The 23,896-nt window shown below is 70.3% G+C and carries 28 protein-coding genes; 11 read left to right on the top strand and 17 right to left on the bottom strand.

Features of this window, described 5'->3' with window-relative positions; all coding sequences use genetic code 11:
• Nucleotides 1–71 precede the first annotated feature (71 nt).
• The gene (locus tag WCD84_RS03815) at nt 72–248 is read right to left on the bottom strand and encodes a hypothetical protein (protein ID WP_343255729.1); all 177 of its coding nucleotides are present in this window, start codon (nt 246–248) and stop codon (nt 72–74) included.
• A gap of 261 nt (nt 249–509) precedes the next feature.
• On the opposite strand from WCD84_RS03815, the gene WCD84_RS03810 reads away from it, so the two are divergent.
• A complete protein-coding gene (locus tag WCD84_RS03810; protein ID WP_343255728.1) occupies nt 510–1,691 on the top strand; it encodes a BaiN/RdsA family NAD(P)/FAD-dependent oxidoreductase in 1,182 nt (393 codons plus the stop codon).
• 27 nt (nt 1,692–1,718) lie between these two features.
• On the opposite strand, the gene WCD84_RS03805 is transcribed toward WCD84_RS03810, so the two are convergent.
• The 6 genes from WCD84_RS03805 to WCD84_RS03780 form a co-directional block, all read right to left on the bottom strand.
• The gene (locus tag WCD84_RS03805) at nt 1,719–2,351 is read right to left on the bottom strand and encodes a hypothetical protein (RefSeq protein WP_343255727.1); all 633 of its coding nucleotides are present in this window, start codon (nt 2,349–2,351) and stop codon (nt 1,719–1,721) included.
• Nucleotides 2,352–2,402: 51 nt separating this feature from the next.
• On the bottom strand, nt 2,403–3,317 hold the full coding sequence (locus tag WCD84_RS03800; protein WP_343255726.1) for a hypothetical protein: 915 nt from the start codon (nt 3,315–3,317) through the stop codon (nt 2,403–2,405).
• A complete protein-coding gene (locus WCD84_RS03795) occupies nt 3,299–3,673 on the bottom strand; it encodes a DUF6164 family protein (RefSeq protein ID WP_343280490.1) in 375 nt (124 codons plus the stop codon). The genes WCD84_RS03800 and WCD84_RS03795 overlap by 19 nt, the downstream gene beginning before the upstream one ends.
• Nucleotides 3,674–3,753: 80 nt before the next feature.
• Nucleotides 3,754–4,344, bottom strand: a complete 591-nt coding sequence (locus tag WCD84_RS03790) for a hypothetical protein (protein ID WP_343280514.1) — start codon at nt 4,342–4,344, stop codon at nt 3,754–3,756.
• Between the two features lie 17 nt (nt 4,345–4,361).
• Nucleotides 4,362–5,192: a spermine/spermidine synthase domain-containing protein gene (locus WCD84_RS03785; RefSeq protein WP_343255724.1), complete on the bottom strand. Its 831-nt coding sequence runs from the start codon at nt 5,190–5,192 to the stop codon at nt 4,362–4,364.
• Between the two features lie 92 nt (nt 5,193–5,284).
• The gene (locus tag WCD84_RS03780; RefSeq protein WP_343280489.1) at nt 5,285–6,241 is read right to left on the bottom strand and encodes a hypothetical protein; all 957 of its coding nucleotides are present in this window, start codon (nt 6,239–6,241) and stop codon (nt 5,285–5,287) included.
• A gap of 90 nt (nt 6,242–6,331) precedes the next feature.
• On the opposite strand from WCD84_RS03780, the gene WCD84_RS03775 reads away from it, so the two are divergent.
• Nucleotides 6,332–6,652: a hypothetical protein gene (locus WCD84_RS03775; RefSeq protein ID WP_343280488.1), complete on the top strand. Its 321-nt coding sequence runs from the start codon at nt 6,332–6,334 to the stop codon at nt 6,650–6,652.
• 10 nt (nt 6,653–6,662) lie between these two features.
• On the opposite strand, the gene WCD84_RS03770 is transcribed toward WCD84_RS03775, so the two are convergent.
• Nucleotides 6,663–6,926 carry a DksA/TraR family C4-type zinc finger protein gene (locus WCD84_RS03770; RefSeq protein WP_343255721.1) on the bottom strand — a complete coding sequence of 88 codons (264 nt, stop codon included), beginning with the start codon at nt 6,924–6,926 and terminating at the stop codon, nt 6,663–6,665.
• Nucleotides 6,927–7,085: 159 nt separating this feature from the next.
• Here WCD84_RS03770 and WCD84_RS03765 point away from each other — a divergent pair, with 159 nt between their 5' ends.
• Both WCD84_RS03765 and WCD84_RS03760 read left to right on the top strand, forming a co-directional pair.
• Nucleotides 7,086–8,510 (top strand): mechanosensitive ion channel domain-containing protein, encoded by a 1,425-nt coding sequence (locus WCD84_RS03765; protein ID WP_343280487.1) that lies wholly within the window; start codon nt 7,086–7,088, stop codon nt 8,508–8,510.
• 231 nt (nt 8,511–8,741) lie between these two features.
• A complete protein-coding gene (locus WCD84_RS03760) occupies nt 8,742–8,960 on the top strand; it encodes a hypothetical protein (RefSeq protein ID WP_343255719.1) in 219 nt (72 codons plus the stop codon).
• A gap of 24 nt (nt 8,961–8,984) precedes the next feature.
• Here WCD84_RS03760 and WCD84_RS03755 read toward each other — a convergent pair whose 3' ends face one another.
• From WCD84_RS03755 to WCD84_RS03730, 6 genes are all read right to left on the bottom strand, one after another.
• Nucleotides 8,985–9,437: a hypothetical protein gene (locus WCD84_RS03755; RefSeq protein WP_343280486.1), complete on the bottom strand. Its 453-nt coding sequence runs from the start codon at nt 9,435–9,437 to the stop codon at nt 8,985–8,987.
• 2 nt (nt 9,438–9,439) lie between these two features.
• Entirely contained in the window at nt 9,440–10,753 is a 1,314-nt protein-coding gene (locus tag WCD84_RS03750; protein WP_343280485.1) for a TIGR03862 family flavoprotein, read from the bottom strand.
• Nucleotides 10,754–10,759: 6 nt separating this feature from the next.
• Complete coding sequence (locus WCD84_RS03745) at nt 10,760–11,101, bottom strand: zinc ribbon domain-containing protein YjdM (protein ID WP_343255716.1); 342 nt, start codon at nt 11,099–11,101, stop codon at nt 10,760–10,762.
• Between the two features lie 125 nt (nt 11,102–11,226).
• A complete protein-coding gene (gene ubiM, locus WCD84_RS03740; RefSeq protein WP_343280484.1) occupies nt 11,227–12,489 on the bottom strand; it encodes a 5-demethoxyubiquinol-8 5-hydroxylase UbiM in 1,263 nt (420 codons plus the stop codon).
• Nucleotides 12,490–12,555: 66 nt separating this feature from the next.
• Entirely contained in the window at nt 12,556–12,837 is a 282-nt protein-coding gene (locus WCD84_RS03735; RefSeq protein ID WP_343255714.1) for a hypothetical protein, read from the bottom strand.
• An 896-nt stretch (nt 12,838–13,733) separates the two neighbouring features.
• On the bottom strand, nt 13,734–15,863 hold the full coding sequence (locus WCD84_RS03730; RefSeq protein ID WP_343280483.1) for a M13 family metallopeptidase: 2,130 nt from the start codon (nt 15,861–15,863) through the stop codon (nt 13,734–13,736).
• A gap of 193 nt (nt 15,864–16,056) precedes the next feature.
• Here WCD84_RS03730 and WCD84_RS03725 point away from each other — a divergent pair, with 193 nt between their 5' ends.
• The 3 genes from WCD84_RS03725 (at nt 16,057) to WCD84_RS03715 (ending at nt 17,961) form a co-directional block, all read left to right on the top strand.
• Nucleotides 16,057–16,668 (top strand): mechanosensitive ion channel family protein, encoded by a 612-nt coding sequence (locus WCD84_RS03725; protein ID WP_343254202.1) that lies wholly within the window; start codon nt 16,057–16,059, stop codon nt 16,666–16,668.
• Nucleotides 16,669–16,812: 144 nt separating this feature from the next.
• Nucleotides 16,813–17,367, top strand: coding sequence for an NADPH-dependent FMN reductase (locus WCD84_RS03720; RefSeq protein ID WP_343254201.1), 555 nt, complete (start codon nt 16,813–16,815; stop codon nt 17,365–17,367).
• 42 nt (nt 17,368–17,409) lie between these two features.
• Nucleotides 17,410–17,961, top strand: coding sequence for a peroxiredoxin (locus WCD84_RS03715; protein ID WP_343254200.1), 552 nt, complete (start codon nt 17,410–17,412; stop codon nt 17,959–17,961).
• Between the two features lie 13 nt (nt 17,962–17,974).
• Here the strand turns inward: WCD84_RS03715 and WCD84_RS03710 are convergent, their stop codons facing one another.
• A complete protein-coding gene (locus WCD84_RS03710) occupies nt 17,975–18,277 on the bottom strand; it encodes an AzlD domain-containing protein (protein WP_343280482.1) in 303 nt (100 codons plus the stop codon).
• Nucleotides 18,277–18,936, bottom strand: coding sequence for an AzlC family ABC transporter permease (locus WCD84_RS03705; RefSeq protein ID WP_343280481.1), 660 nt, complete (start codon nt 18,934–18,936; stop codon nt 18,277–18,279). The genes WCD84_RS03710 and WCD84_RS03705 overlap by 1 nt, the downstream gene beginning before the upstream one ends.
• Before the next feature lie 166 nt (nt 18,937–19,102).
• On the opposite strand from WCD84_RS03705, the gene WCD84_RS03700 reads away from it, so the two are divergent.
• The 3 genes from WCD84_RS03700 (at nt 19,103) to WCD84_RS03690 (ending at nt 22,122) form a co-directional block, all read left to right on the top strand.
• Entirely contained in the window at nt 19,103–20,794 is a 1,692-nt protein-coding gene (locus WCD84_RS03700) for an EAL domain-containing protein (RefSeq protein ID WP_343280513.1), read from the top strand.
• A 137-nt stretch (nt 20,795–20,931) separates the two neighbouring features.
• Nucleotides 20,932–21,582 (top strand): class I SAM-dependent methyltransferase, encoded by a 651-nt coding sequence (locus WCD84_RS03695; RefSeq protein ID WP_343278398.1) that lies wholly within the window; start codon nt 20,932–20,934, stop codon nt 21,580–21,582.
• A 246-nt stretch (nt 21,583–21,828) separates the two neighbouring features.
• Complete coding sequence (locus WCD84_RS03690; protein WP_343280480.1) at nt 21,829–22,122, top strand: hypothetical protein; 294 nt, start codon at nt 21,829–21,831, stop codon at nt 22,120–22,122.
• A gap of 66 nt (nt 22,123–22,188) precedes the next feature.
• Here the strand turns inward: WCD84_RS03690 and sstT are convergent, their stop codons facing one another.
• Nucleotides 22,189–23,475, bottom strand: a complete 1,287-nt coding sequence (gene sstT / locus WCD84_RS03685; RefSeq protein ID WP_343280479.1) for a serine/threonine transporter SstT — start codon at nt 23,473–23,475, stop codon at nt 22,189–22,191.
• Nucleotides 23,476–23,610: 135 nt separating this feature from the next.
• Here sstT and WCD84_RS03680 point away from each other — a divergent pair, with 135 nt between their 5' ends.
• Entirely contained in the window at nt 23,611–23,883 is a 273-nt protein-coding gene (locus WCD84_RS03680; RefSeq protein ID WP_343278401.1) for a DUF6522 family protein, read from the top strand.
• Nucleotides 23,884–23,896: the final 13 nt, after the last annotated feature.

The following is a 23,896-nucleotide window of genomic DNA, read 5'->3' as shown; positions in this document are numbered from 1 at the left end:
CCATGGCCGCTCCCACGAAGGCAGGGGCTGGTCGCAATGCTGGCCGCTTCTGCCGACGAGAGCCGGGACCCTCAGGGGCCGAGGACGTGGATCACTTCCTCGAGCGGTGGCCAACCCAACATCGGCGCCAGCCACCAGTACGCGGCCACCACGATCAGCGCCCACAGGGCCAGCTTCAGCACCACGCCTGCGACCTTGAACGCGAGGTACAGGCCGATGACGACCGCGACGATTCCGAGCCAGGTCACGGTCGCATCCGGGCGCAAAGCGCGGCCTTGGACGGAAGACGGCGAGGATTGAGGGTCTGGTCGCGCATCCGCGCATTCTACGTGGCGGTGCGCTATCGCACGTACGCATGCGCGACCACACCCACCACGCAGCGCTCCGCCTCGGCGGGTTCGGGGCTCGCGGACGTTGGGCCGGCGACCTTCCACCAAACCCTCGACCATGGCGTGGAAGGTGCCCGTGCCACACCCCGCCGCACAACGCCCCCGGGCTATCCTGTCGCGATGACGATTTCCTGCGACGTGCTGGTCATCGGGGCCGGCGCCGCCGGGCTCATGTGTGCGATGACCGCGGGCCAGCGCGGCCGGCGCGTGCGAGTGCTCGAGCGCGCCAACAAGCCCGGCAAGAAAATCCTGATGTCCGGGGGCGGCCGCTGCAACTTCACCAATACCGGCACCGGGCCGGCGAATTTCATCTCGGCCAACCCGCACTTCTGCAAGTCCGCGCTGGCGCGCTATACGCCCGCCGACTTCGTGGAGCTGGTCGATCGCCACGGTATCGCCTGGCACGAGAAGGAGCTCGGCCAGCTGTTCTGCGACGACTCGGCCAAGCTCATCGTGCGCATGCTGCTGAACGAATGCACTTATGCCGGCGTCGACGTCGACATCGGCTGCGATGTACAGAGCGTCACGCGCACGGACAGCGGGTTCCTGGTCGCGACCACGCGCGGACAGGTGGCCGCCGGGTCGCTCGTGGTCGCCAGCGGCGGCCTCTCGATCCCCAGCCTGGGCGGCAGCGGCCTCGGCTACGGGCTGGCGCGGCAGTTCGGGCACGCGGTGCTGCCCACGCGCGCCGGCCTGGCGCCGCTGGTGCTCACCGGCAGCCATTCCGAGCGCCTTCAGGGCCTGAGCGGCGTCGCGCTGGAGGTCGAGGCTTCGAGTCGCGGACAGTCGTTCCGCAACGCCATGCTGGTTACCCATCGCGGCCTCAGCGGCCCGGCGATCCTGCAGGTCTCGTCGTACTGGGATGCCGGCGAACCGCTGTCGATCGACCTGCTTCCCGGCACCGATGCGCTGGCATTTCTGCGCGAACAGCGCGCGGCGCACCCGGCAACCGAGCTGCGCAACGTGCTCGCCGACCGCATGCCGCGCCGCTTCGCCCAGCGCCTGTGCGAACACTGGCTGGGCGACCGGCCGCTGCGGCAGTTCGATGAGCCTGCGCTCGCGCGCGCCGCGGCCGCGCTCTCGGCCTGGCCGGTCGTGGCCAGCGGCACCGAGGGCTATCGCACCGCCGAAGTCACCTTGGGCGGCGTCGACACCGACGGCCTGTCCTCGTCGACCATGATGTCGCGGCGGGTGCCGGGGCTGTTCTTCATCGGCGAAGTCGTGGACGTCACCGGCTGGCTGGGCGGGTACAACTTCCAGTGGGCCTGGGCATCGGGCCGCGCAGCCGGTGGCGTCGCCTGACAGGCTCTGCCGCCCGGGAGCCCGGGATCAGGCTTCGGCCTCGTAGCTGGCCGCAGCGCACAGCTGGGTGTCCTGGGCGGCGGCGGCCGGAATGCCGTCCCCCTGCAGGGCGATCAGCTTGACCACGCGCATGCCCTGCTCGACATAGCTCGCCAGCGCCAGGAAACCGGTCTTCATGCTGCCGCAGAACGCCTGGCCATCATCGGCGCGGGTTTCGTCCAGCACCCGGCGGAGCTCCACCGGATGCCGGGCGTCGACCATCATCACGTCCGCGTAGCGCTGCCCGGCGCTGAACTCGTCGCCGCCGTGGACGATGGCAACGCGCTCGGTCACGAAGACGGCGCCGCTGGCACCACTGATGCGGGCGTCGCCGATCTCGAGCGTACCGGTCATGGCAGCGCTGACACGGTCGGCGGCGACGAAGCGGCCGAGCGCCACCGGCTGCAGCGTGGGAGGTGCGGCGCGTTCGATGGGTGCGTTGGCGGTATCGGGTTCCAGCGATGCGCGGGGCGCCGGCGGCGGAGCGCTGGTCACCGGTGGCTGGGCGTCGCCGGGCGCCGCGGCAGCACCGTCATCCCGCGCGCAGCCGACGGCCGCGACGCCCACGGCGCAGGCAAACAGGATCCATGCGATGGCGGAGCGGCAGCTGCGAAGGTTCAATCGGGAATCCGGCGTCAAGAAGCACAGGCGCCAATGATAATCGTCCGGCGTTCAGTGCGCGTCAGGGGTTGACCCGAGGTCGGGTGGTGGAGACGGGAGCTCGGGCGTGGTCTCGCTGAGGATCCGCAGGCTCTCCTCTTCGCGGCGACGGCGCTCCGCGACAGCCTCGGGACCTTCCGCCTCCTGCGCGCCATAGGCGTCAGCCGGGGCGAGTGGCCGCATCGACGTGCCTGAAAACCAGCGCGGCTGCCCGGCTTCGCCCGTGGCCATGTCCCGCCTGCATTCAAGCTGTATCGAATCGGCGCCAACGCTGCCGCCGGCAACCTCCTGCACCCTCACGGCAAGCCCGGACACATCGCCGTGCGTGGCCAGCCGACGACAGGCCGCGGACACCGTGGACTGCCCCGCGCCGCGCGCCGACACCACCAGCAGCATGGTCATGCGATCGATCCAGCCCGCAGCATTCACGCCCGGCATCGCCGCCACATCGCGGCGCGCCGCCTCGCGGCGCACGGCGCTGCCGCGGTCTGCCAGCAGGATTTCGCGATGCACCTGGGCACCGAGATCCGCCAGCCGCGCAGCCGCACGCGCGCCGTCGCCGGCGCGTGCGTCGCGGCCGATGGCTTCGACCTCATCGGCCGCCGCCGCTTCTGCATGGCGGTCCGCGGCCGCTGGCGGAGCCGCCACCAGCGATCGCTGAGGCTGCTGCGGCACCATGGCGACGGCAGGCTCGGCTGCCGCTGCCGGCACCGCCGGTGCTCCGGTCGCCTGCGAACGCGCCGCGGACGGCCCAGCGTCCGGACCCAGCCAGTCGCGCACCTGCCGGTATCCGAACCAGGGCAACACCAGCACCAGCACCACCGCGATCCGGAAGGCGACACGGCCCTGGCGCGTCCTGCGATGTGCAGAACGATCCGGCCAGCGCGCCTTCGCGCGGCGCTCCGGATTCACTTCCAGGCTTGCCACAGCAGCACCACCGGCAGCGCCGCCAGTGCGAGCAGCAGCACGATGCCCACGGCCGCGCGCGCCACCCGACCCGGCTCGTTGCGCAGCACGTCGGCAAAGGTCTCGCCGCTGCCCGTGCGCAACGCCTCGGCGCGCTCGGCGCGGGCGCGGGCCTGGCGCGCGGCCTGGTATTCGTCCATCAGCCGGCGCGCGCGCGGATAGTCCGCGTCGTCGCTGACCCAGATGCCGCCGTATGAAATGCCCCAGCGGCTGGGCCGGGTCTCATGGAACCCGATGTCGTTGGCGTCCAGGAACCCGCGGACCTCGTCCGCCTCGTCCTCCGGGACCATCCTCATGTTGAGCAGCAGCTTGGCCATGGTGTCGAAGGATACCCGCCGCCCTTGACCGTGGTACGAAAACGATTTGCCGGCAGGCCGCCACGCCGGCGGCCCGCGGCTCAGCCGCCCGTGGCCAGGCGGCGGCGCAGGTTGGCGCGTGCCGCGGCATCAAGGCGCTGGTGGAAGTACGCGCTGAGGTAGATCCGATCGCGGCGCAGGAGGCCACGCAGGAAGCGCCGTCGATTGATGCGATACAACACGCCCGGGACGGCGTCGCGGTATTCCTCGTCGATGGCACGGTCGTAGGCGTCAAAGGCAGCGGCATCGGCCCCGAGGATGGCCATGTCGCAATCCAGGAAGTGACGGCGGTCATCGCCATCCGGGCCTTCGCCAAGCGCGTCCGGACGCAGGCTGCCGTGGCGGGCGGTCAGTTCGATCAGATCGACGACCCGTCCCGCGTCGATCGCGGCATCGGGCAGCCAGCGTGCAATTTCCTGCGCGGCCAGGCGTGCCGAACGGGCCTCGTTGTCCCGGCGGCCGGCGTCATGGATGGCGTCGTGGTAGAGCATGGCAAGCCAGGCTTCGCGCGGGCGCGCCCAGCCCGGTCCCGCGGCAACCTCATCGAAATGGCCAAGCAGCGCCTCGACGTGGCCGAAGTGGTGGTAGGCGCGCGGCGGAGTCGCATAGGCGGCACGCAGCCGTTCGAGCATCCCCGGAGGCAGCGCGATCAACTGGCGCACGCCATCTCCGAACCCAGCCGCAGTTCCCGTGCCACCTGCTCGAAGGCCGGGGCAAGTTCCCGCCAGGCCTCTTCGCCGAACACCGCGCGCGCGGCATCCAGGGTGGCGGCGTCGCCGCGCGGTTGATCGCCCGCCCACGCGAACACCACGCGGTTGCTCATCTCCGCTTCCTGCACCACCAGCACGCGGTCGACACCGAAGGCCTCCCGGAGCTGCATGATGTACGGCGCGCAGCCGTCGCCGTGCAAGTTTGCGGCCATCACGCCACCCGCGGCCAGGGCATCGCGGCAGGCGCGGAGGAACGCCGGCGTCGTCAGGGCCTCCGGAATGCCGGCGGCGTCGTAGCCATCGACCAGGAGCAGGTCGTAGCGCGCGGGCCGTGCAGCGATGAAGCGGGCGCCGTCGTCGAACGCAACCTCCAGGCGCGCATCGTCATCGGGAATCCCGAAGCTGCGACGCAGCGCGATCACCCCCGGATGGTTCTCCACCACTTCCAGCCGCGCTCCTTGCAAGTGGCGGTGGAGGAACTTCACCTGCGAGCCGCCGCCAAGGCCGACGATGCCGATGCGTCGCGGCCGCGGCTGCCACAGCAACGCTGCCAGCATGGTCCTGGTGTAGTCGATCAGCAGCCGGTCGGGCGAGTCGCCTAGCATCCGGCTCTGCGTCTGGCCGCGTCGGAAGTGCAGCGAAACATAGCCCTTGTACCGGTGCAGCCGCGCCGGCGGAAGCCGCGCGCCGTGGGGGTCGAGCGGACCTGTCCCGCGCAGCCGTGCAAACGCCTCCGCCAGCCTTCCGAACCAGCCACTGTCGCCTGCCACCCACACCTCCACCCGTGCATTGATCGTTGGAACCGTTTACAGCGTACGCCGCCTGAACAGCGATCGCCCGCGGACATCATTCTCAGAGCGCGTTAAGCATGTCCACCGTGAAGTGGAGGCGAACGACTCCAGGGAGCACCACAATGAGCTTGCATCCAGTCCCCATGTTCCTCGCGATCATGCTGTCGATCGGGATCGCGCTTCCGGCAACGGCCGAGGCACAGGAGCGTCCGCGACGCGACGCGCCCACCCATCAAAGCGATGACGACCGCCCGCGGAGGCAGGAGGCGGCTCGCGAGGCGCGCAAGCGCCCCGACCAGCAGCGCCAGCGCAACCAGGCCGCGCGCGGAAGCGATCGCGCTGGCAGGGGCCAGCGCGGTCCGGAACAGGCGCCCCGGCAGCGCCGTGACACCCAGGCACGACAGCGCGATGCCGGGCAGCGGAATGGGTCGCCTGCGCGCGGACAGCTGCAGCAGCGGCAGGCCGGGCAACGCCAGGCCGAGCAACGCCAGGCCGAGCAGCGCCAGGCGCAGCAACGCCAGGCGCAGCAACGCCGGGCACAGCAACACCAGCAGCAGCGCCAGGCACAGCAGCGCCAGGCGCAGCAGCGGGACGCCGCGGGCCGCCGCGAAGCAGCGCAAGACAGGGCCACCGACCGGCGCGACGATGCCACGCGAAGCCGCATTGTGGAGCAGCGTCGACGCATCGCCGAACAGCGTCCGGATGCCGGATCGCGTCGCACGGCGGACCAGCGTCGCACGGCGGAGCAGCGTCGCACGACGGACCAGCGCCGCACGCCGGACCAGCGTCGCACCCCGGACCAGCGCCGGAACGCCGACCAGCGACGCCAGGCCGAGCGGCGCCAGGGCCAAGGCGTTGACCAGCGCGAACGCGAACGACGCGTCGCCCAGCAGCGCCAGCGTGAAGCCCAGCACCAGCGTCATCGCCGCGAACTGCGTGATGCCCAGCGTCGCCACGAACAGCGCCTTGCCCAGCAACGCCGCGTCCACCAGCAGCGCTACCTGCGCAGTTACTACTCCCGCGTCCACGCCCGCGACCCGCGCTGGAGCAGCTACAACGCCGCCTGGTACAGCGCGCCCGCAAGCTATCGCTACCAGCGCGGAGGCCGCTACTACAGCGTGAACCACTACGCCGCCGACCTGCTGCAGCAGGCCGTCGACCTTGGCTACAGGGAAGGCCGCGAGGCCGGTCGCGCCGACTACGACGACGGCTGGCGGCCCGATTACCGCAACAGCCACGCCTGGGAGGACGCCAGCTACGGCTACAACGGCTGGTACGTCGACCGTTCGGAGTACATGCACTATTTCCGCGAGGGCTTCCAGCGCGGGTATGAAGACGGCTACCACGGACGCAGCCAGTACGGGCAGCGGAACGACCAGGGCGAGTATCTGATCCTGGCTGCCGTGCTGTCGGCAATCCTCGCCTTCCAGCACCTCTGATCCGGCTGCTTCAGCGCAGCTGGCTGTCCTTGCTGCCTCGCCGGTTGTAGCCGGCGAGGCCAGCTTCGCCGTCGTGCGCGGCCTGGCAGGGCATGCACAGGCGTACGCCGGGCACCGCCTGGCGTCGCGCTTCCGGAATCGGCTCACCACATTCTTCGCAGTCCTCGCGCCCGGGCCCCGTGCCCAGCCGGCTGCGTGCGCGCTCGATCGCGTCCTTCACGGTTGCGTCGATCTGGTCCTGTACGGCGCCGTCGCCGGCCCAGCCGGTGGCCATGCTGCTTCTCCGCGGATGCTGGATACAGCCTGTTATCGGGGTCCACCGCAGGCCTTGCAAGCCCTGCCGCGGGTCCACGCTCCCACACCATCGATCGTTCGCGCCGATTCGCGGCCTTGCGCCGGCTTCACCGCGCCGTGCGACCATTGCGGCATGCGCGTGAACACGACTGCCCCACTCGCCGCCCTGCTGTCGCTTTTGCTGTCGCTGGCAGCCGTCGCGGGCGCTCCGGCCTACGCCCAGGCAAGCGCGCCGGCCCCGACACCCACGGCGGCGGGGACCGGCACGACGCCCGATACCGCCGAAAGCGCCGACTCCGCGGACACCGCGGATACCGCGGATACCGGACGCGACCTGGCCGACAGCCGCCGCGTCGCCGAGCGCCTGCAGGAGACCGATGGGCTGGCCGACGTCACCGTGACCGTGCGCGACGGCGTGGCCGAGCTGCAGGGCGTGGTCCTCGCACCCGAGGACCGCGAACGCGCCGCACAGGTGGTTGAACAGCAGCCCGGGATCAGCCGGGTCGACAACCGCGTGATGCTGAGCACCCGCATATCCGACCGCATCGGCACCGCGTCCACGCTCGCGCTGGACAAGATCGTGCGCCTGGTGGCCGCCCTGCCGCTGCTCATCGTGGCGATGCTCGTGGTCGCCCTGGCATGGTCGCTGGGGAAATGGCTGGGACGGCGCTTCGGGCAGCGCATCCAGCGGCGCAACTGGCAGTCCGAGAACCCGTATTTCGCAAGCCTGGTGCAGCAGCTGGTGCAGTGGCTGGTGCTTCTGGGCGGGATCCTGGTGGCACTCGACCTGCTGGGTGCGACCGCCTTGGTAGGCGCGGTCATGGGTTCGGCAGGCGTGATCGGGCTCGCACTTGGCTTCGCGTTCAAGGACATCGCCGAAAACTACGTGGCCGGCGTGCTGCTGAGCATCCGCCGCCCGTTCGCACCCGGCGACTCCCTGCGCATCGACGGCAGCCATGAAGGCAAGGTCGCGGCACTGACGCCGCGAGCCACCGTCCTCGTGACCTTCGATGGCAACCGCCTCACCCTGCCCAACGCACTGGTATTCAAATCGGTGGTGCTGAACTTTTCCAGCAACGCGCGGCGGCGGCTGGATTTCACGATTCCTGTCGACGTTGCGGAATCCATCCGTTGCGTGCATGACCTCGCCCTGTCGGCGATTCGCGGGGTCGATGGCGTGCTTGCGGACCCCGGGCCCTCCTGGACGGTGGACGCCTATGACGCGTCGGCGATCACGCTGCGCTTCTTCGCCTGGATCGACCAGCGCAGCAGCGATCTTGGCAAGGTGCGCAGCGAGGCCATCCATTCGGTGCGTACGCGGCTGGCCGAGGCCGGGGTGAGCACGCCGCGCGTGATCCAGTATGCCGCCACGCTTCCGGAGGAAAGCTCCGCGGCCGGAGCGGCCGCGCGTGCCGTGCAGGCGCCCGCCGCCGAGGAGGCAGCGGCCGACACCTCGGTCAACCGCGACCTCGACGAGCACATTGCCGCCGAGCAGCAGGCGCACGCCAACGAAGATCTGCTTCCGGTGGAGTCCGAAGCGTCCCCGCCGCACGCGGCGCCCTGAAGGCGTTGCTGCGGTCCAGCTTGGCTCCGGCCAGCCGGGGTTTCAGATTTCCCCTACCCTGGAATCGCCAAGTCACTGACAGGCAGCCAAGCCATCCCCGCGCATGATGGCGGGGCCCCGGCAGCACGGCCCTGCACCGGTCACGGATGCCGCTCAGCAACGGAACTGGCCGCGACCTTGAGCAAGTCGTAAAGCTGGGCCGGGGCACACCTACACCACCAGGACGCGCCAATGGTCGAGATCAAAGAGGTCGCGGCGGGGTTCCAGGTTTCAGGGGCGAGCTTCGACGAGGTCTTCCACAGCCGCTTCAAGGCCACCATGGCGGCGCATGCCGTCGCACTCGGTGATGCCACCCTGTCCGGCCGGGCCGTCACCATCACCATGCCCACCGGCTGGGGCGATACGGTATTCGTGGAACCGGGGCCGGTGCTCCGCTCCACGCACGCCTGAGCCTCTACGCGGCCCAGCGGCCGGTCAAAGGCCCGACGGTGCGGGCGGCGGCGTGCCAGCGGGACGCGCGCAGCCGGAAACCGGCCCGATTCCATCGATGACCAGCTCGGCCACCTGGGGAAACACGGCACCCGACATGGAGTCCTCGCACGGTCCCGGCGTCAGCGTCACCGCGATCGTTCCGGCATCGTCGCTGGCGTGCACCAGCCTGGCGCCTTCAACCTCGTTGTCAGTCGCGATGGCGAGCCGCCGGCCTTCAAGGTCGGGCCCGCTGAGCACCACTGCGCCCGCTTCCACCCTCGCCTGCCAGAACGGCTCGTTGGTCAGGACCACGAACCCGGCCGGCAGAGTCCGGTTTGAAGCCGCGGCGCTCGTGTGGTCATCGGCAGCGACTGCTTCGGGTGGCGGCGCAGCGTGCTCGCAGGCCGCCAAAGGCAGGGCCAGCACGAGCAGCATCGAGATCAGTCTGGCATCCATCGTCAACCATGCTCCGGGGGCGTGAGGGCGTCAGCATGCCGCATGCGGGCAGCAGCGACGTTATCCAGCCAGCGCAGTGCGCCTTCGGCGGCCACGCGTCCACTGGCGAAGCAGGCGGTCAGGAGGTATCCGCCCGTCGGCGCTTCCCAGTCGAGCATCTCCCCCGCAGCGAAGACACCCGGCCGCGCCCGCAGCATCAGGCCGTCGTCCAGGGCCTCAAGGCGGACGCCACCGGCGCTGCTGATCGCCTCCGCCAGGGGTCGCGTCGCGACCAGCCGCAGAGGCAGGCGCTTGCTGGCGACTGCCACGGCGGCCGGGTCACGCATGGCGTCGGCACCGAGGACCTCGCGCAGCAGGCCGGCCCTGGCGCCGTCGAGCCCTGCTGCGCGCCGCAGGTGCTCCGACAGGCTGCGCTTGCCCCGCGGCCGCGACAGCTCGCGCTGCAGCCGCGCGGGCTCGCGCCCGGGCGCGAGGTCGAGCTCAAGCACCGCATGCCCGTCGCGTGCGATGAGCTCGCGCAGGTCGGCGGAGATCGCGTAGACCAGGCTGCCTTCGATCCCGTGCTCCGAAACCACGCACTCGCCCTGCAGTGCATGCACGCGCCCACCGGGATCGCGCCAATGCGCAACGACCGGCTTCAGCGGGGCACCCGCATGGCGCCCTGCGAAGTGCGCGGACCAGGCGATGTCGAAGCCGCAGTTGGACGATTGCAGCGGCGCGACCTCGATGCCGGCATCGCGCAGGAGGTCCTGCCATGCGCCGTCCGAGCCCAGCTGCGGCCAGCTGCCGCCGCCCAGCGCGAGCACCGTGGCGTCGGCATCGAATCCGGTTTCGCCATCCGGCGTCGCAAACCGCAACGCGCCCCTGTCGTCCCATCCAAGCCAGCGATGGTGGACGTGGATCTCCACGCCCTGCGCACGCAGCCTGCGGACCCAGCCACGCAGCAACGGGGCAGCCTTGAGGTCCACGGGAAACACCCGACCGGAGCTGCCGACGAAGGTCTCGACGCCAAGCCCGCGCGCCCATTCCCGCAGCGCATCGGCATCGAAGGCGGAGAGCCAGCGACCGACCTCGGCGCTGCGTTGGCGATAGCGGCCGGCAAACAGCGCCGGCGGATCGGAGTGGGTAAGGTTCAGGCCGCCCTTGCCCGCGACCAGGAACTTGCGCCCGACCGAGCCCTTGGCCTCGAAGACATGGACTTCGCAGCCGGCCGCGCGCAGCAGTTCGGCGGCGAACAAGCCGGCCGGGCCGCCGCCGACGACGGCGACGCGGCGGATGCCGGTCGCCAGGGTTCCAGCGGCGGACGCCGCGGTCATCGCCCCTCAGGCCTTGCGCAGGAAACAGGTCTTCAGCACGAGGTCGCGGATCCTGTCCGAATGGCCCTCGACGTGCTCCGCGTCGTCGTCGACCAGGCGGATGTTGCGGATCATCGTGCCCTGCTTGAGCGGGATCGATGAACCTTTGACCTTGAGATCCTTGATCACCACCACGGTGTCGCCCGCTGCCAGCTCATTGCCGTTGACGTCGCGCACCACGATGGCATCGCCTGCAGCCTCGCCATCGCCCACGGCCCATTCGTGGCCGCAGTCCGGGCATATGTACAGCGCGCCGTCGGGATAGGTGTTTTCCAGTCCGCATTGCGGGCAGGCGGGAATGCTGGACATCGGCGACTCCGGTGTGGCGTGGGCTGCATAGTGTAGCCAGCGGCCATCGAGCGGACCGCCCCACAGCGCCGCACCCGCGCCAGCGCGGCCGTGTCGCCACCCCGGCCGCGCTGGTGCCGATCGCGTCAGCGGGCGTCCGCGCCGTGCCCGCGGGCCGTCGGCTTCAGCAGCGCGACGCTCCGGCGCAGCCGCTGCAACGGGGACGGATCGACCGGGCCGTCGTCCAGCAGGGTGTCGGCCAGCGCGTGCCTGAGCGGCGGCAGCATCCTGCCGGCCTGGATGATCGCGCGCCGCAGCGGCTGCATCGGCCGGCGGTCATCGGTGAACATCCGGACCACCAGCGCGGTGCCGAGGAACAGCGGCAGGCAGCCAGCGCGATGGCGACGCTGGTAGCGCGCCAGCAGCGCGGGGTGGCCCGGGTCATGGTGCGCCGCGACCGCGTCGGCCACCGCCGACGCCAGGCGCTCGACGCTGGCCAGGCCGAGATTGAAGCCGTGCGCCGTGACCGGGTGCATGCCGACCGCGGCGTCACCAAGCAGCGCGAAGCGCGGGCCGACGAACCGCCGCGCCCAGGTCGCCACCAGCGGGTACGCATGCACCTCGCCTTCCAGCGCCATCGCGCCGAAGCGGTTGCCGTAGCGCGACTGCAGCTGGCGCGAAAACGCATCGGCGTCCAGCGACTTCAGCCGCTCCGCCTCCGCGCCGGTGACCGTGACCACCGCCGACGCCAGCTGCCCACGCAGCGGCAGCAGGGCCCGCGTCTGGCCGGCGCCGAACCATTCCAGGGCGATGCCTCCGTGCGGCTTCTCCAGCCGCACCCGGCACACCAGCATGGTCTTGCCGAAGTCATGCATGGCCACCGGGATCCCCATCGCACGGCGGGTCGAGGAGAAGCGGCTGTCGGCCGCGACCAGCAGCGGGGCCTGGAAACGGCGGCCGTCCTCCAGCACCACCTCGGCCTGTCGCGGGTCCGACGCCACCGAGGCGACCACGGCGTCGAAGTGGACGCGGATGCGCGGATCGCTTTCGACCAGCTCCCATGCGGCCGCGCGGATGTCGCGGTTCGCGACCAGGGCGCCCAGGGCCGGATGCCCGAGGGGCACGGCGTCGACTTCGAATCCGTGCCCGGCATCGCCGTCGGCCACGCGCGCGCCGACCAGCGGCGACACCGCGTCTTCCGGGATCCGCTGCCATGCGCCAAGTTCGCGCAGGATGCGCATCGACGCCCGGGTCAGCGCGATCTCGCGGCCGTCGAACGCGGGCCTGGCAACGGATTCACGCGACTGGCGCTCGAACACGTCGACGCACAGGCCACGCTGCGACAGCGCGCGCGCCAGGCACAGGCCCGCTGGACCGGCTCCGATGACGAGGACCGACGGCTCTGACATTGGATTTCCCAACTCGACTGGAACGCCAAGCCTGGGCTGTCCGGGCGTCGGGCGCCCTGACCGGGATCAAGCGCCGGAACGGCTCCGTGCCGCGGCGTGGACCGCCGGCTCCGCCAGGAAGCGCCCGACCTGGAACCAGACCAGCAGCGCGCCGCCGGCGATCAGCAGCGCGCACAGCCCGTTGCCCGGCTGTGCCAGGTGCAATACCACCGCCACTCCCATCGTCAGCGCGAGCCAGGCCCAGGCCTGCCAGCGCCCGACCAGCGCACGCCGTGTCTCACGCCCGATGATCTCCCGTGCCTGCGCCGGGGGAATTCCATACTCCTCGCTGATCACTTGCGGCTGCATTGCGTGCCTGGCTCCTGTGGACGTGCGGAATCGCGTACCTCGTGGATACATGGACGACGTGGGGTGCGTGGATTACGCCACGGATCGGCGCGCGAATAAAGAGGTTCTTCTCCCGACCGGGGGAGAGGCGCACGGCCGGCCCGGCGTTGTGGCTGGCTTTTCTCGAGGCTTCGGGGTGCTGACGCGACAGTTGCGGCGTTGTTGGGCCGGGAGCTTCACCACTGGGGTCCGCGCTGCCCGTCCCGCGCATTTCTCCGTTCTGGTCCGCGCTGTCCGTCCCGTGCATTTCTCCGTTGTGGTCCGCGCTGCCCGTCCCACGCATTTCTCCGTTCTGGTCCGCGCTGCACGTGCCGCGCATTTCTCCGTTCTGGTCCGCGCTGTCCGTGCCGTGCATTTCTCCGTTGTGGTCCGCGCTGCCCGTCCCGCACACAGGGGGTGTGCTCCCCCGGCCTGTCCGCGTCCTGCTCCCAAGGCCGGCCGCCGGCCATCCATGGCCGGCTGTACGCACACCCCCTGTGCACGGGACGGGCCGTGGAGTTTTCCTGCTTCGGGACGGAGATCAAGAGCGGGCGCGCGCTCGATCGTGGCCGTGGTGTGGCGTGGCGTGGCGTGGCTGTGCCGCTTGATCGGGTGACGATCCGCCCGGTTGCGACATCTGCGTCGACGTCGCCTCCGTCCACCACCGCGCAAAAGGTCCGGGCCCGCCGTGGAGGCAGGGGGGAAGCCCAGAGCCGGCCATGGATGGCCGGCGGCCGGAGCTGGGAGCAGGATGCGCATATTCGGGCTGGGCATCCCCCCTGCCTCCACGGCGGGCAGCGCACATCCTCCCGGAGCCTGCTCAATCAGGACAAGAACCAAAGGAAAAGGGGGCGGAAATCCGCCCCCTCCTTTTCTGCCTACCAGATGCGAACCCGGTCTTCGGGCGCGATCCAGAGCGCATCGGCGTCGGTGACGCCGAAGGCCTCGTACCAGGCATCGATGTTGCGCAGCGGGGCAAACGCCCGGATGTGGCCCGGCGAGTGCGTGCCATTGACCAGCTGCTGACGCAGCGCATCGTCGCGCCACAGCGTGCGCCAGACCTGCGACCAGCCCATGAAGAAGCGCTGCTCGCCGCTGAAGCCGTCGATCACCGGCGCCTCCTTGCCGTCGAGCGAGCGGCGATAGGCCTCAAGCGCGATGGTCAGGCCGCCAAGGTCGCCGATGTTCTCGCCCATCGCCACCTTGCCGTTGATGTGCATGCCCGGCAGCTGCGGGAACTCGTAGGCCTCGTACTGGGCACCGAGCTTCGCAGCCTGGACCTCGAACTGGGCGGCGTCGTCGGCGGTCCACCAGTCGCGCAGCAGGCCGGCGCCGTCGGACTTGCGGCCCTGGTCGTCGAAGCCGTGGATGATCTCGTGGCCGATCACGCCGCCGATGCCGCCGTAGTTCACCGCCGGATCCGCGTCGGGATCGAAGAACGGCGGCTGCAGGATCGCGGCCGGGAACACGATCTCGTTCTTCACCGAGGAGTAGTAGGCGTTGACCGTCTGCGGGGTCATGCCCCACTCGGCCTTGTCCACCGGCTTGCCGATGCGCGCGCGGTCGTAATCCCATTCGAACGCCGCCGAACGCAGGGCGTTGCCGAGCACGTCGCCGTCCTTGACCTCGAGCGCGGCGTAGTCGCGCCACTCGTCCGGGTGGCCGATCTTCAGGCCGAAGCCGGCCAGCTTGGCGCGGGCTTCCTTCTTGGTGTCCTCGCCCATCCATTCCAGCTGGTCCAGGCGCGCGCCCATGGCCGCCTTCACGTTGGCCACCAGGTCGTCCATCTTGGCCTTGGCGTCCGGCGGGAAGTACTGCGCCACGTAGTCGCGGCCGATCGCCTCGCCCATCGCGCCCTCGGCGTGGGCCACGCCGCGCTTCCAGCGCTCGCGCTGCTCGGGCTGGCCGGAGAGGAACTTCGAGCGGAAGTCGAAGTGCGCGTCGACGAAGTCCTTCGACAGCAGCGGCGCGGCCTGGTCGGTGACGTGGAAGGCCTGCCAGGCCTTGAGCGTATCGAGATCGGTACCGGCGAAGATGGCTGCCAGCTTCGGGATCGCCGTGTCCTGGCGGACCACGGCGCGCGGCGCTTCGCCGACGCCGGACGCGGCGAAATAGCGCTCCCAGGGGAAGCCCGGCGCGGTGGTCGCGAACGCGGCGCGCTCGACCGGATTGTAGGTGCGGCTGCGGTCGCGGCTTTCGGCGCGGGTCCAATGCGCTTCGGCCACCGACTTCTCGAAGTGGAACACGCGCTGCGCATTGGCCTGCGCTTCGTCCCAGCCGGCAAGCTCAAGCAGCTGTGCGATGTAGGCGACGTAGCGCTCGCGCTGCGGCTCGAACTTCTCGTCCAGGTACATCTGGCGATCGCCGAGGCCGAGTCCGGACTGGCTCATGTACAGGGTGTAGCGATCGGGATCGCGCTGGTCGTCGGAGACGCCCACGCGGAACAGGGTCGCGCCCGGACCGCCGGCGGCGCGGCCCATCAGGTCGGCCAGCGCGTCCTTGTCGGCCGCGGCGCGGATGATGTCCAGGTGCGGTGCCAGCGGGGCGGCGCCCAGGGCGTCGATCGCGGACTCGTCCATGAAGCTGCGGTAGAGGGTCGCGACCTTGGCCGCGTCGCCGGTAGCGGCGTCGCCAAGCGCGGCATAGCCGTCGACCAGGCCGCGCACGCGCGCCTCGGACAGGTCGCGCAGGACCAGGAACGAGCCGTACATCGACTTGTCCGACGGGATTTCGGTGTTGTCCGCCCAGGTCCCGCTGACGTAGCGGAAGAAGTCCGCACCCGGCTGCACGTGCCGGTCCATGCCCGCGGTGTCGATGCCCCAGCTGCCGTAGCGGGTGGCGGCCACGGTGCCGCCGGCGTCGGCGGTAGCGTCGTCCGCTGCGAAGAGCAGGCTGGCGTCGCAGGCGATGTCGATGCAGTCGCCCGCGGCGCGGACGTCATGGGCGGCTACGGGGGCGGCAAGCGACAGGGCAAGCGCGGTTGCCGCGGTGAGAAGGCTGATCTTCAAATGGAGTCTCCGGACTGGGTGCAGTGGACGGGCGCCGCGCGGGACGCCAACCCTGCAAGCATACCCAACAGGCGCCTGGGCGCCTCCGATCACGCTGCCGTGCCCGGTCACGGCAGCCATCGCCCTGCCCGCCCCGGCCGCGCGATCTGGGACAATCGCGGCCACGCCGGCGTGGTGCCGGCATGGAGCCGTGATGAGGGAGCATTTGCCCGAGTGGGTGCAGGAATGGCTGGGCGTGATCGTGCCGCTTGGCCAGGTGGCGCTGATCATCCTCGGGGCCTGGCTGCTGCGCCTGCTCGCACGCCGCGTTGGCGACCGGGTCTGGCAGCGCTACGACGCGCCGCAGGAACTGGTGATCGGCTCCCGGCGCGTGATCACCTTCCTGATCTGGGCCGCCGCCCTGCTGCTTGTGCTGCAGCGGCTGGGCGTGTCCGGGACGGTGCTGTGGACCGCGTTCACCGGTTTCGCCGCGGTGGCTGCGGTGGCCTTCTTCGCCGCATGGAGCGTGCTGTCGAACATCTTCTGCACCATGCTGATCCTGGCCACGCGTCCGTTCCGGCTGTACGACCACGTCGAACTCCTCGAGGGCGGCGACAAACCCGGGCTCGGCGGACGGGTCACCGACATCAACCTCGTCTACACCACGCTGCAGGAAATCGACGACGCCGGCGAACCCCGCGGCAGCGTGCTGCGCGTGCCCAACAGCCTGTTCTTCCAGCGCAGCGTGCGCCGCTGGCGCAGCGTCGAGGATCGCCATCGCGCGCTGAAAGCCGGCAAGCGGGGCGGATCCGGCCTCGACATCTGAAGCACTCAGGCGCGACCGGGCAGCCGCAGCTGCTCGCGTCGCGGTGCGGCGCAACGCATCGTTGCGTCCCGGCACGGGTTTCACAGGGCGCTCGAGCCCATATCCTGCGGGTCACCGCACTCGATTTCCACAAGGAACGCCCCCATGACCAGGTACCGCCTCGCCATCATCGTCGGCAGCAACCGCCGCGACTCCATCAACCGCAAACTCGCCGAGGCGATGGCGCGCCTGCTGCCCGATTCCTTCGAGGTCAGCTACCCGCGCATCGATGACCTGCCGATGTACAACATGGACCTTGAGGGCGGGCGTCCGGCGGAAGTGGTCCGCTTCACCGATGAGGTCGCCGCGGCCGATGCCATCGCCGTGGTCATGCCCGAACACAACCGCTCGCTGCCGGCGGTGCTGAAAAACGCGATCGACTGGGGCTCCAAGCCCATGGACAAGAACGTCTGGCGCGGCAAGCCGACGTCGATCACCGGCACAACGCCGGGCGCGATCGGTACCGCGGTCGGCCAGCAGCACCTGCGCCAGATCCTCGGCATCCTCGGCGCGGTGGTCCAGGGCGGCGAGGCCTATATCCAGTTCAAGCCCGACCTCATCGGCGCCGACGGTGATTTCACCAGCGCCGACACCCGTGCCTTCCTGCAGGCGTATGTTGATGGCTTCGCCGACCTGGTTGGTCGGCTGGTGTCGCGCTGAGACCTGTCCAGCGCCCGAATCGCCGCATCCCAGGAGCCCGCCATGAACCCCATCAAGCGCAGCATCGTCCTCGCCGCCCTCGCCCTGGCCTCGGCCTGTTCGTTCCAGGCGCAGGCCACCCTTCAGCCCGGCGACGCCGCGCCCGACTTCACCGCACCGGCCTGGCTTGCCGGCGAAGCCTTCGAGTATTCGCTCGCCGATGCCCTGCGCGACGGCCCGGTGGTGCTCTACTTCTTTCCCGCCGCGAACACGCCCGGCTGCAACATCGAGGCCGCGCTGTTCTCGCAGGCCATCGATGACTTCAAGGCGCGCGGCGTGTCGGTGATCGGGGTGACTGCGGGCAATACCGAACAGCTGCGCGAGTTCTCGGCCGACAAGGCGACCTGCGCCGGGAAATTCCCGGTGGCCGCCGACGAAGGCGCGAAGATCGCCACCAGCTACGCCGCGGCGCTCGAGCGCAAGCCGGAGATGTCCAGCCGCACCTCCTACCTGATCGGCAGCGACGGGCGCGTGCTTGCGGTGCATTCGGACATGAATCCCGCGCAGCACGTCAAGCACATGCTCCAGAGCATTCCCGGCGACGCCGGCGGCTGAGCACGCAGCGCGTTCACAGCAGCCGCACCACCGCGGCGGCGGCGGCGCCAATCACCACCACCAGCAGGAACGGGGCCCGAAGCGCCAGCGCAGCGGCCGCCGCAAGCAGCGCCGCCACGCGGGCATCAAAGGCCAGGGCCTGACCGTTTGCAAAGGTGTTGACCGCCGTCAGCGAGGCCAGCAGGCCGACGGTCAATGCCATGGCCGCGGCCCGCGCACGCGGCGCATCAAGCCAGTGCGGCGGCACCAGGAAGCCGGCGAACTTGGTCGCGAACGCGGCCGCGCAGGCCAGCAGGATCCAGCTCCACTGCGACATCAGGCCGTCCCCGCCTTGCCATGCCAGCCCCACGCCGCAGCCACCACCGCCGCGACCAGGATCGGCACGCCGGGCGGCACGAAGGGCACCGCCACCACCGTGGCCAGTGCACACATCACGGCGATCGCGACCGGCTCCCGGGCCGACAATCGCGGCCACAGCAGGCCAAGGAACGCGGCCACCGCCGCGCCATCGAGACCCCAGCGTCGCGGATCTCCGAGCGCATCGCCCAGCAAGGCGCCTGCCAGGGTGCAGAGATTCCAGAGCAGATAGATGCCGAGCCCGGCGGTCCAGAAGCCGCGCCGCTGTTCGTCCGGATCGTCCTGGCCCACTGCCGTCGCGGTGGACTCGTCGATGCACACCTGGGCGGCAAGCACCCGGCGCCACCCGCGCGGCCGCAGCATCCGGTTGATCTGCATGCCGTAGACCGCGTTGCGCACGCCCAGCAGCGTGGCCGCGCCAAAGGCGGCCGCACCGCCGCCGCCGCCCGCAAGCACGCCGATATAGGCGAACTGGGAGCCACCGGTGAACATCAGCGCGCTGAGCGCCACCACCTGCAGCACGTCAAGCCCCGCCGCCACTCCCAAGGCACCAAAGGACACGCCGTAGAGGCCCGTCGCAACGGCGACAGACAGGCCGATGCGGGTGGCAGGAGTCATCGTTGTTCGCATGCGGGGATCTTATATGCGCGCCCGGCTTCCCCAAACCGCGCGGCAACGTGCTAATAGTCAGCCACGGCCCATCGGATGGGGAAGGATGGAAACGTACGGCCAGCGCGGAAGACGGGGTTGCGCGTTACGGCAGGCGGTAGCGGCAGTGGCGCTGATGCTCGCGCTGGCCATCGCTGTCCCCGCTGCCGCCGATACCGCCACAAGTTCCGCCGAAGCCTCTCGCGACAGCCTGCGCTTTGGCGGCGACGCCAACTACCCGCCCTATCATTTCATCGACGCCAACGGCCGCGCCGACGGCTTTGACGTCGAACTCGCCCGCGGGATCGCCGCCGACCTTGGCCTTGATCCGGTGTTCGAACTCGGCGAGTGGGAAGCTGCGCTGGAACGGCTGGCGCGCGGCGAGCTCGACGTCGTGCCGATGTTCTGGTCGGCCGAGCGCGAGCGGCGATATGGACTCAGTGAGCCGATCCTGCTTCGCCACCATGCCCTGTTCGGGCACTACGAAACCCCGACCGTCGCCGCGCTGGAAGGACTTGCCAACGTCCGGGTGGCAGTGCAGCACGCCGGCCTGGCGTGGGAGACGATGCAGGAACTGGCCCGCCCCGGCGTCACGCTGGTGGAAATCGACAACGAATCCGAAACCCTTGAAATGGTCGCGCGTGGTGAGGCCGACTACGCCCTGGCGCCCACCGGCATCGGGTATTACGCGATCCAGCAGTCCGCCCTGCAGGACATCGTCGCGCTGAGCCCCCCACTCCTGGAGCGCAAGTACGTGTTCGCGGTCAGGCCCGGGCAGCCGGAGCTGGTGGCCGGGATCAACGCATCGCTTGAACGCCTGCGCAGGAACGGGGAGCAGAACCGCCTGTACATCGAATGGCTCGGCAATCCCGCCGCCACCGGCGTGGAACCGCGTCGACGTGCGGTGCCCGTCCCTGCCGTGGCCCCCGCGACGCCGCCCGCGCTGGCTGCAGTGGCCGTGCTTGCCGCGCTGCTGGTCGCCGGCATCGCGCTCTTCGCCCGGCGCCGCAGGCTGCGCCCGGCCGCAGGGCGCGCGACCACGCCCAGGGCCGCCGACGCGCCGGGCGCCGACGACGCCCTGATCCTTGCCGAGCTGCGCGAGGCGATCGCCAGGCAGGAGCTCGATTTCGCCCTGCAGCCAAAGATCGACCTTCGCAGCAGCCGGCTGCTTGGCGCCGAACTCCTGGTGCGCTGGCGGCACCCGCGCCTGGGAGCGCTGGAGCCCGATGACTTCGTGCCGATCCTGGAACGGGCGCAGGCCATCGGCGAAATGACCCTCTACCTGGTGCGCCACGGCGTCGCGAAGTGTCGCAGCTGGCCCGACAGCGCCGGCCCCCTGCACATCGCGATCAACGTCTCGGCCAACGACCTGGCCGACCCGCGCCTCGTCGATGCGATCATCGAGGCCAGTGGCGAACACGGCCACTGCCTCATGCTGGAAATCACCGAAACCGAAGTGATGCGCGAACCCGAACGCGTCGCCGAAGCCCTTCCGCGCCTCCGCAGGCACGGGATCGGGATCTCCGTCGACGACTTCGGCGCCGGCCATTCTTCGCTGGTGAACCTGCGCCGGCTGGCGCCTGAGGAGCTCAAGATCGATCGCTCCTTCGTGCACGCGCTGCTGGCGTCGCATTCCGACCGCGCGATCGTCCGCGCCACGATCGACCTCGGCCACGAACTCGGCGCCAGCGTGGCCGCCGAGGGCATCGAGGACGAAGCCACGCGGCGGTGGCTGCTCGAAGCCGGCTGCGACGTCGGCCAGGGCTTCGTCATCGCCCGCCCCATGCCGCCCGACGAGTTCCTGGCGCTGCTGCGCGCGCAGCACTGAGCACCGGAGGGCCTCCTTGCTGCTAGGCTGGGGAAGGCCCGCGGCCAGAACGCGTGTCCTGCGCGCATCGGCCCTGGCCCGTTCGCATCCTCCCACGCGCACTCCGCAAGGAGCGACGCCCCTCCCGGGAGGCCTCCGTGCCCGGCTATTCCACCCGCACCCTCACGGTGGCGATCGGCGCCCATCGCTATCGCCTGCGCGTGCTCAGCGATCGCCAGCAATTCGCGGACCCGGACGGCCACGGCGAGCGCCTGGGGATCTCCTCGGCCCAGTGGAGCCATTTCGGCCAGCTCTGGCCCTCGGGGCGCCTCCTTGCCACCGCCATGGACAGGCTCCCTGTCGAAGGCAGGCGCATCCTCGAGGCCGGCTGTGGCATCGGCCTCGCGAGCCTCGTGCTGCAGCGCCGCGGTGCCGACGTGGTGGCATCCGACATCCACCCGCTCGCCGAAGCCTTCCTGGCCTACAACTCGGCGCTCAACGAGCTGCCCGCCGTGCATTACCGGCAGCTGGACTGGGAGAATGAACTGCCGACCCTGGGCAGCTTCGACATGATTGTCGCCAGCGACGTCTTGTACGAGCGGGACCACGCGGCGCTCCTCGCCGGAGTCGTGCAGCGGCATGCACGCGAACGCGCCGAAGTCGTGGTCGCCGATCCAGGTCGCGGCAACAGCGCAGTGCTGGCCAGGCTGTTGGACGCCCTTGGCTTCACACTCTCGCGATCGCGCGGGGCGCTGGAAGGCGATGCGGCCGGCGTTCAGACCGGGCGTCTCCTGCACTTCCGGCGCTGAGGCATTGCACGGCGTTACAGGCGCGTCAAGTACCCGCAAACACTTTGTTAATGTGCGATTTGTATAATGCATGCAAGGACTCGCGTCCAGCCATGGCACGTCGCGTCCCGATCCGGCAGTCCTTTCTCCGTCGCGCGTGCACCAGCAGGCGCGTGGAGGTCGCCGTCCACTGCCCACGACCGCCCTCCGCCGGTCCACCGCCAAGCGCCGTCGGCGCTGGCCGGGCCACAAACGACAGGAGTCGAGATGTCTCGCAGCAGCACCCAGAAGACCACCGCCACCGCTTCCACCGCCGCCACTCCGGCGCGCGCCAGGACCTCCGCGCCCCTCCGCCGGACCTCCAGCGGCCGCGCCAACAGCACGACCGCACACCTGACCAGCCAGCGCATCGCTGCCGACCTTGCCTCGTTCAAGAAGTCCGGCGGGCGCATCGAGGTGCTGGGCAACACGCCACTGCGCCCCTACACCTCGCGCACGACCAGCCGCAAGACCACGGCAGCCGAGCCGGCAGCACCGGCGGCGAAGGCCAAGAAGGCCTGACCGGCCCTTCCGGCCTCCCGGACCGCCAGACCCTGCGGCGCGCGACAATGGCGCGCCGCTTTCATGTCACGCGCCCGGGCCGCTCCCCGGAACCGCGCCGCCAGCGGTGATCGCGGCCGGGTCGACCACGTCCCCGGCCACAACGTCCCGGCCCGAAGTCGCGTCGCAGGCCGCGGCGATGAACACTACGTCGGTGGAGGAATTCAGCGCCGTCTCCGCCGAATCCTGCACCACCCCCACGATGAAGCCGATCGCCACCACCTGCATCGCGATGTCGGGGCTGATCCCGAACAGCCCGCAGGCCAGTGGAATCAGCAGCAGTGAGCCACCCGGCACGCCCGAGGCGCCGCAGGCACCGGTCGCCGCGACCATGCTCAGCAGCAGCGCGGTTGGCAGATCCACGGGGATGCCCAGCGTGTGCACCGCGGCCAGCGACAGTACCGAAATCGTGATCGCCGCTCCGGCCATGTTGACCGTCGCGCCAAGCGGCACCGCCACCGAACAGGTTTCACGATGCAAGCCCAGCTTGCGGCAGAGCTCCAGGTTGATCGGGATGTTGGCCGCCGACGAACGGGTGAAGAACGCCGTGAGGCCGCTCTCGCGCAGGCAGCGCAGCACCAGGGGATAGGGATTGCGCCGCGTCACCGCGAACACGATCAGCGGATTGGCCACCAGGGCCATGAACAGCATCGCGCCCAGCAGCACCGCAAGCAGGTGCGCGTAATCGAGCAGCGCCACCAGTCCGCTTTCGGCGAGGATCGAAGCGACGATGCCGAACACGCCCAGCGGTGCCAGGCGGATCACCATGCGCACCACCTGCGCGATCGCCTCCGAGAAGTCGGACAGCACCTGCCTGGTGTTGTCGCCGGCGTGCCGCAGCGCCATGCCGGTGACCACGCCCCAGGCCAGCAGGCCGATGTAGTTGGCGTTGACCAGCGCATTGAAGGGGTTGTCGAACACCTGCAACACCAGCGTCCGCAGCACCTCGCCGATGCCGCCCGGCGCGCTGAGCGCGATGTCGGCAGGCACATCGAGCCTGAGCGTGGTCGGGAACAGGAAGCTGGCCACCACGCCCACCAGCGCCGCCATTGCCGTCCCGACCAGGTACAGCCCGAGAATGGGCCGCATGCGCGTGTCCTGCCCCTGGCGATGGTTGGCGATCGACGCGGCCACCAGCACCAGGACCAGCACCGGCGCCACGGCCTTCAGCGCGGAAATGAACACCGTTCCCAAAAGGCCCACCGCCGCGGCCGCGCCCGGTGAGACCAGGGCGAGCACGACGCCGGCCACGAGGCCGATCGCGATCTGGGTGACCAGGCCCGGACGGCGGATGAAAGACGGGAGGATGGACATGGACGAAAACTCCGGAGACGGCAGCGCGCCATGATAGGGGTCGCGCGGCACGGGCGCGCGGGCCTGACCCAGGTCAATGCGGCCGCCAGGTGCGAATGGGAACCTGACGGCCATTCCCGACGCATGGAGGACACCATGGGCGATGCCATATCCCTTCAGCTTGCCGAGCAGCCGGACATCGAAGTCGACGGCGCCATGGTGGCGCAAGGTCTTGGCCTGGGCGTGGAGCGCTTCCGTGAGCTGATGTCGACCCGCAGGATCCGCGTGCTCTGCGAGCGCGGAACCGGCGAGGACGCCGGCCTGTACCGCGCCAGCTTCTACCACGAAGGCAGGCGGATGCGCCTGGTGGTGGATGCGAAAGGGCGTCCCGTCGACCCGGCCTCGCCGACCCGCCTTCACGCACGCTGAAGGACACAGCGGT

Origin of the sequence: Luteimonas changyuni, from assembly GCF_039548395.1 — a bacterium.
Classification (GTDB): domain Bacteria; phylum Pseudomonadota; class Gammaproteobacteria; order Xanthomonadales; family Xanthomonadaceae; genus Luteimonas.
The sequence above is the reverse complement of the archived record's forward strand: the minus strand, read 5'-3'. Positions and strand labels throughout refer to the sequence as shown.

What these genes read in the sequence shown, in the direction of transcription:
- WCD84_RS03705 (WP_343280481.1), bottom strand. Translation starts at nt 18,936, where the DNA reads ATGACTCCTGCCACCCGCATCGGCCTGTCTGTCGCCGTTGCGACGGGC.
- WCD84_RS03755 (WP_343280486.1), bottom strand. Translation starts at nt 9,437, where the DNA reads ATGGATGCCAGACTGATCTCGATGCTGCTCGTGCTGGCCCTGCCTTTG.
- WCD84_RS03745 (WP_343255716.1), bottom strand. Translation starts at nt 11,101, where the DNA reads ATGTCCAGCATTCCCGCCTGCCCGCAATGCGGACTGGAAAACACCTAT.
- ubiM (WP_343280484.1), bottom strand. Translation starts at nt 12,489, where the DNA reads ATGTCAGAGCCGTCGGTCCTCGTCATCGGAGCCGGTCCAGCGGGCCTG.
- WCD84_RS03680 (WP_343278401.1), top strand. Translation starts at nt 23,611, where the DNA reads ATGGGCGATGCCATATCCCTTCAGCTTGCCGAGCAGCCGGACATCGAA.
- sstT (WP_343280479.1), bottom strand. Translation starts at nt 23,475, where the DNA reads ATGTCCATCCTCCCGTCTTTCATCCGCCGTCCGGGCCTGGTCACCCAG.
- WCD84_RS03790 (WP_343280514.1), bottom strand. Translation starts at nt 4,344, where the DNA reads ATGCTCGAACGGCTGCGTGCCGCCTATGCGACTCCGCCGCGCGCCTAC.
- WCD84_RS03700 (WP_343280513.1), top strand. Translation starts at nt 19,103, where the DNA reads ATGCTCGCGCTGGCCATCGCTGTCCCCGCTGCCGCCGATACCGCCACA.
- WCD84_RS03795 (WP_343280490.1), bottom strand. Translation starts at nt 3,673, where the DNA reads ATGGCCAAGCTGCTGCTCAACATGAGGATGGTCCCGGAGGACGAGGCG.
- WCD84_RS03810 (WP_343255728.1), top strand. Translation starts at nt 510, where the DNA reads ATGACGATTTCCTGCGACGTGCTGGTCATCGGGGCCGGCGCCGCCGGG.
- WCD84_RS03735 (WP_343255714.1), bottom strand. Translation starts at nt 12,837, where the DNA reads ATGCAGCCGCAAGTGATCAGCGAGGAGTATGGAATTCCCCCGGCGCAG.
- WCD84_RS03690 (WP_343280480.1), top strand. Translation starts at nt 21,829, where the DNA reads ATGTCTCGCAGCAGCACCCAGAAGACCACCGCCACCGCTTCCACCGCC.
- WCD84_RS03760 (WP_343255719.1), top strand. Translation starts at nt 8,742, where the DNA reads ATGGTCGAGATCAAAGAGGTCGCGGCGGGGTTCCAGGTTTCAGGGGCG.
- WCD84_RS03770 (WP_343255721.1), bottom strand. Translation starts at nt 6,926, where the DNA reads ATGGCCACCGGCTGGGCCGGCGACGGCGCCGTACAGGACCAGATCGAC.
- WCD84_RS03715 (WP_343254200.1), top strand. Translation starts at nt 17,410, where the DNA reads ATGAACCCCATCAAGCGCAGCATCGTCCTCGCCGCCCTCGCCCTGGCC.
- WCD84_RS03710 (WP_343280482.1), bottom strand. Translation starts at nt 18,277, where the DNA reads ATGTCGCAGTGGAGCTGGATCCTGCTGGCCTGCGCGGCCGCGTTCGCG.
- WCD84_RS03725 (WP_343254202.1), top strand. Translation starts at nt 16,057, where the DNA reads ATGAGGGAGCATTTGCCCGAGTGGGTGCAGGAATGGCTGGGCGTGATC.
- WCD84_RS03750 (WP_343280485.1), bottom strand. Translation starts at nt 10,753, where the DNA reads ATGACCGCGGCGTCCGCCGCTGGAACCCTGGCGACCGGCATCCGCCGC.
- WCD84_RS03720 (WP_343254201.1), top strand. Translation starts at nt 16,813, where the DNA reads ATGACCAGGTACCGCCTCGCCATCATCGTCGGCAGCAACCGCCGCGAC.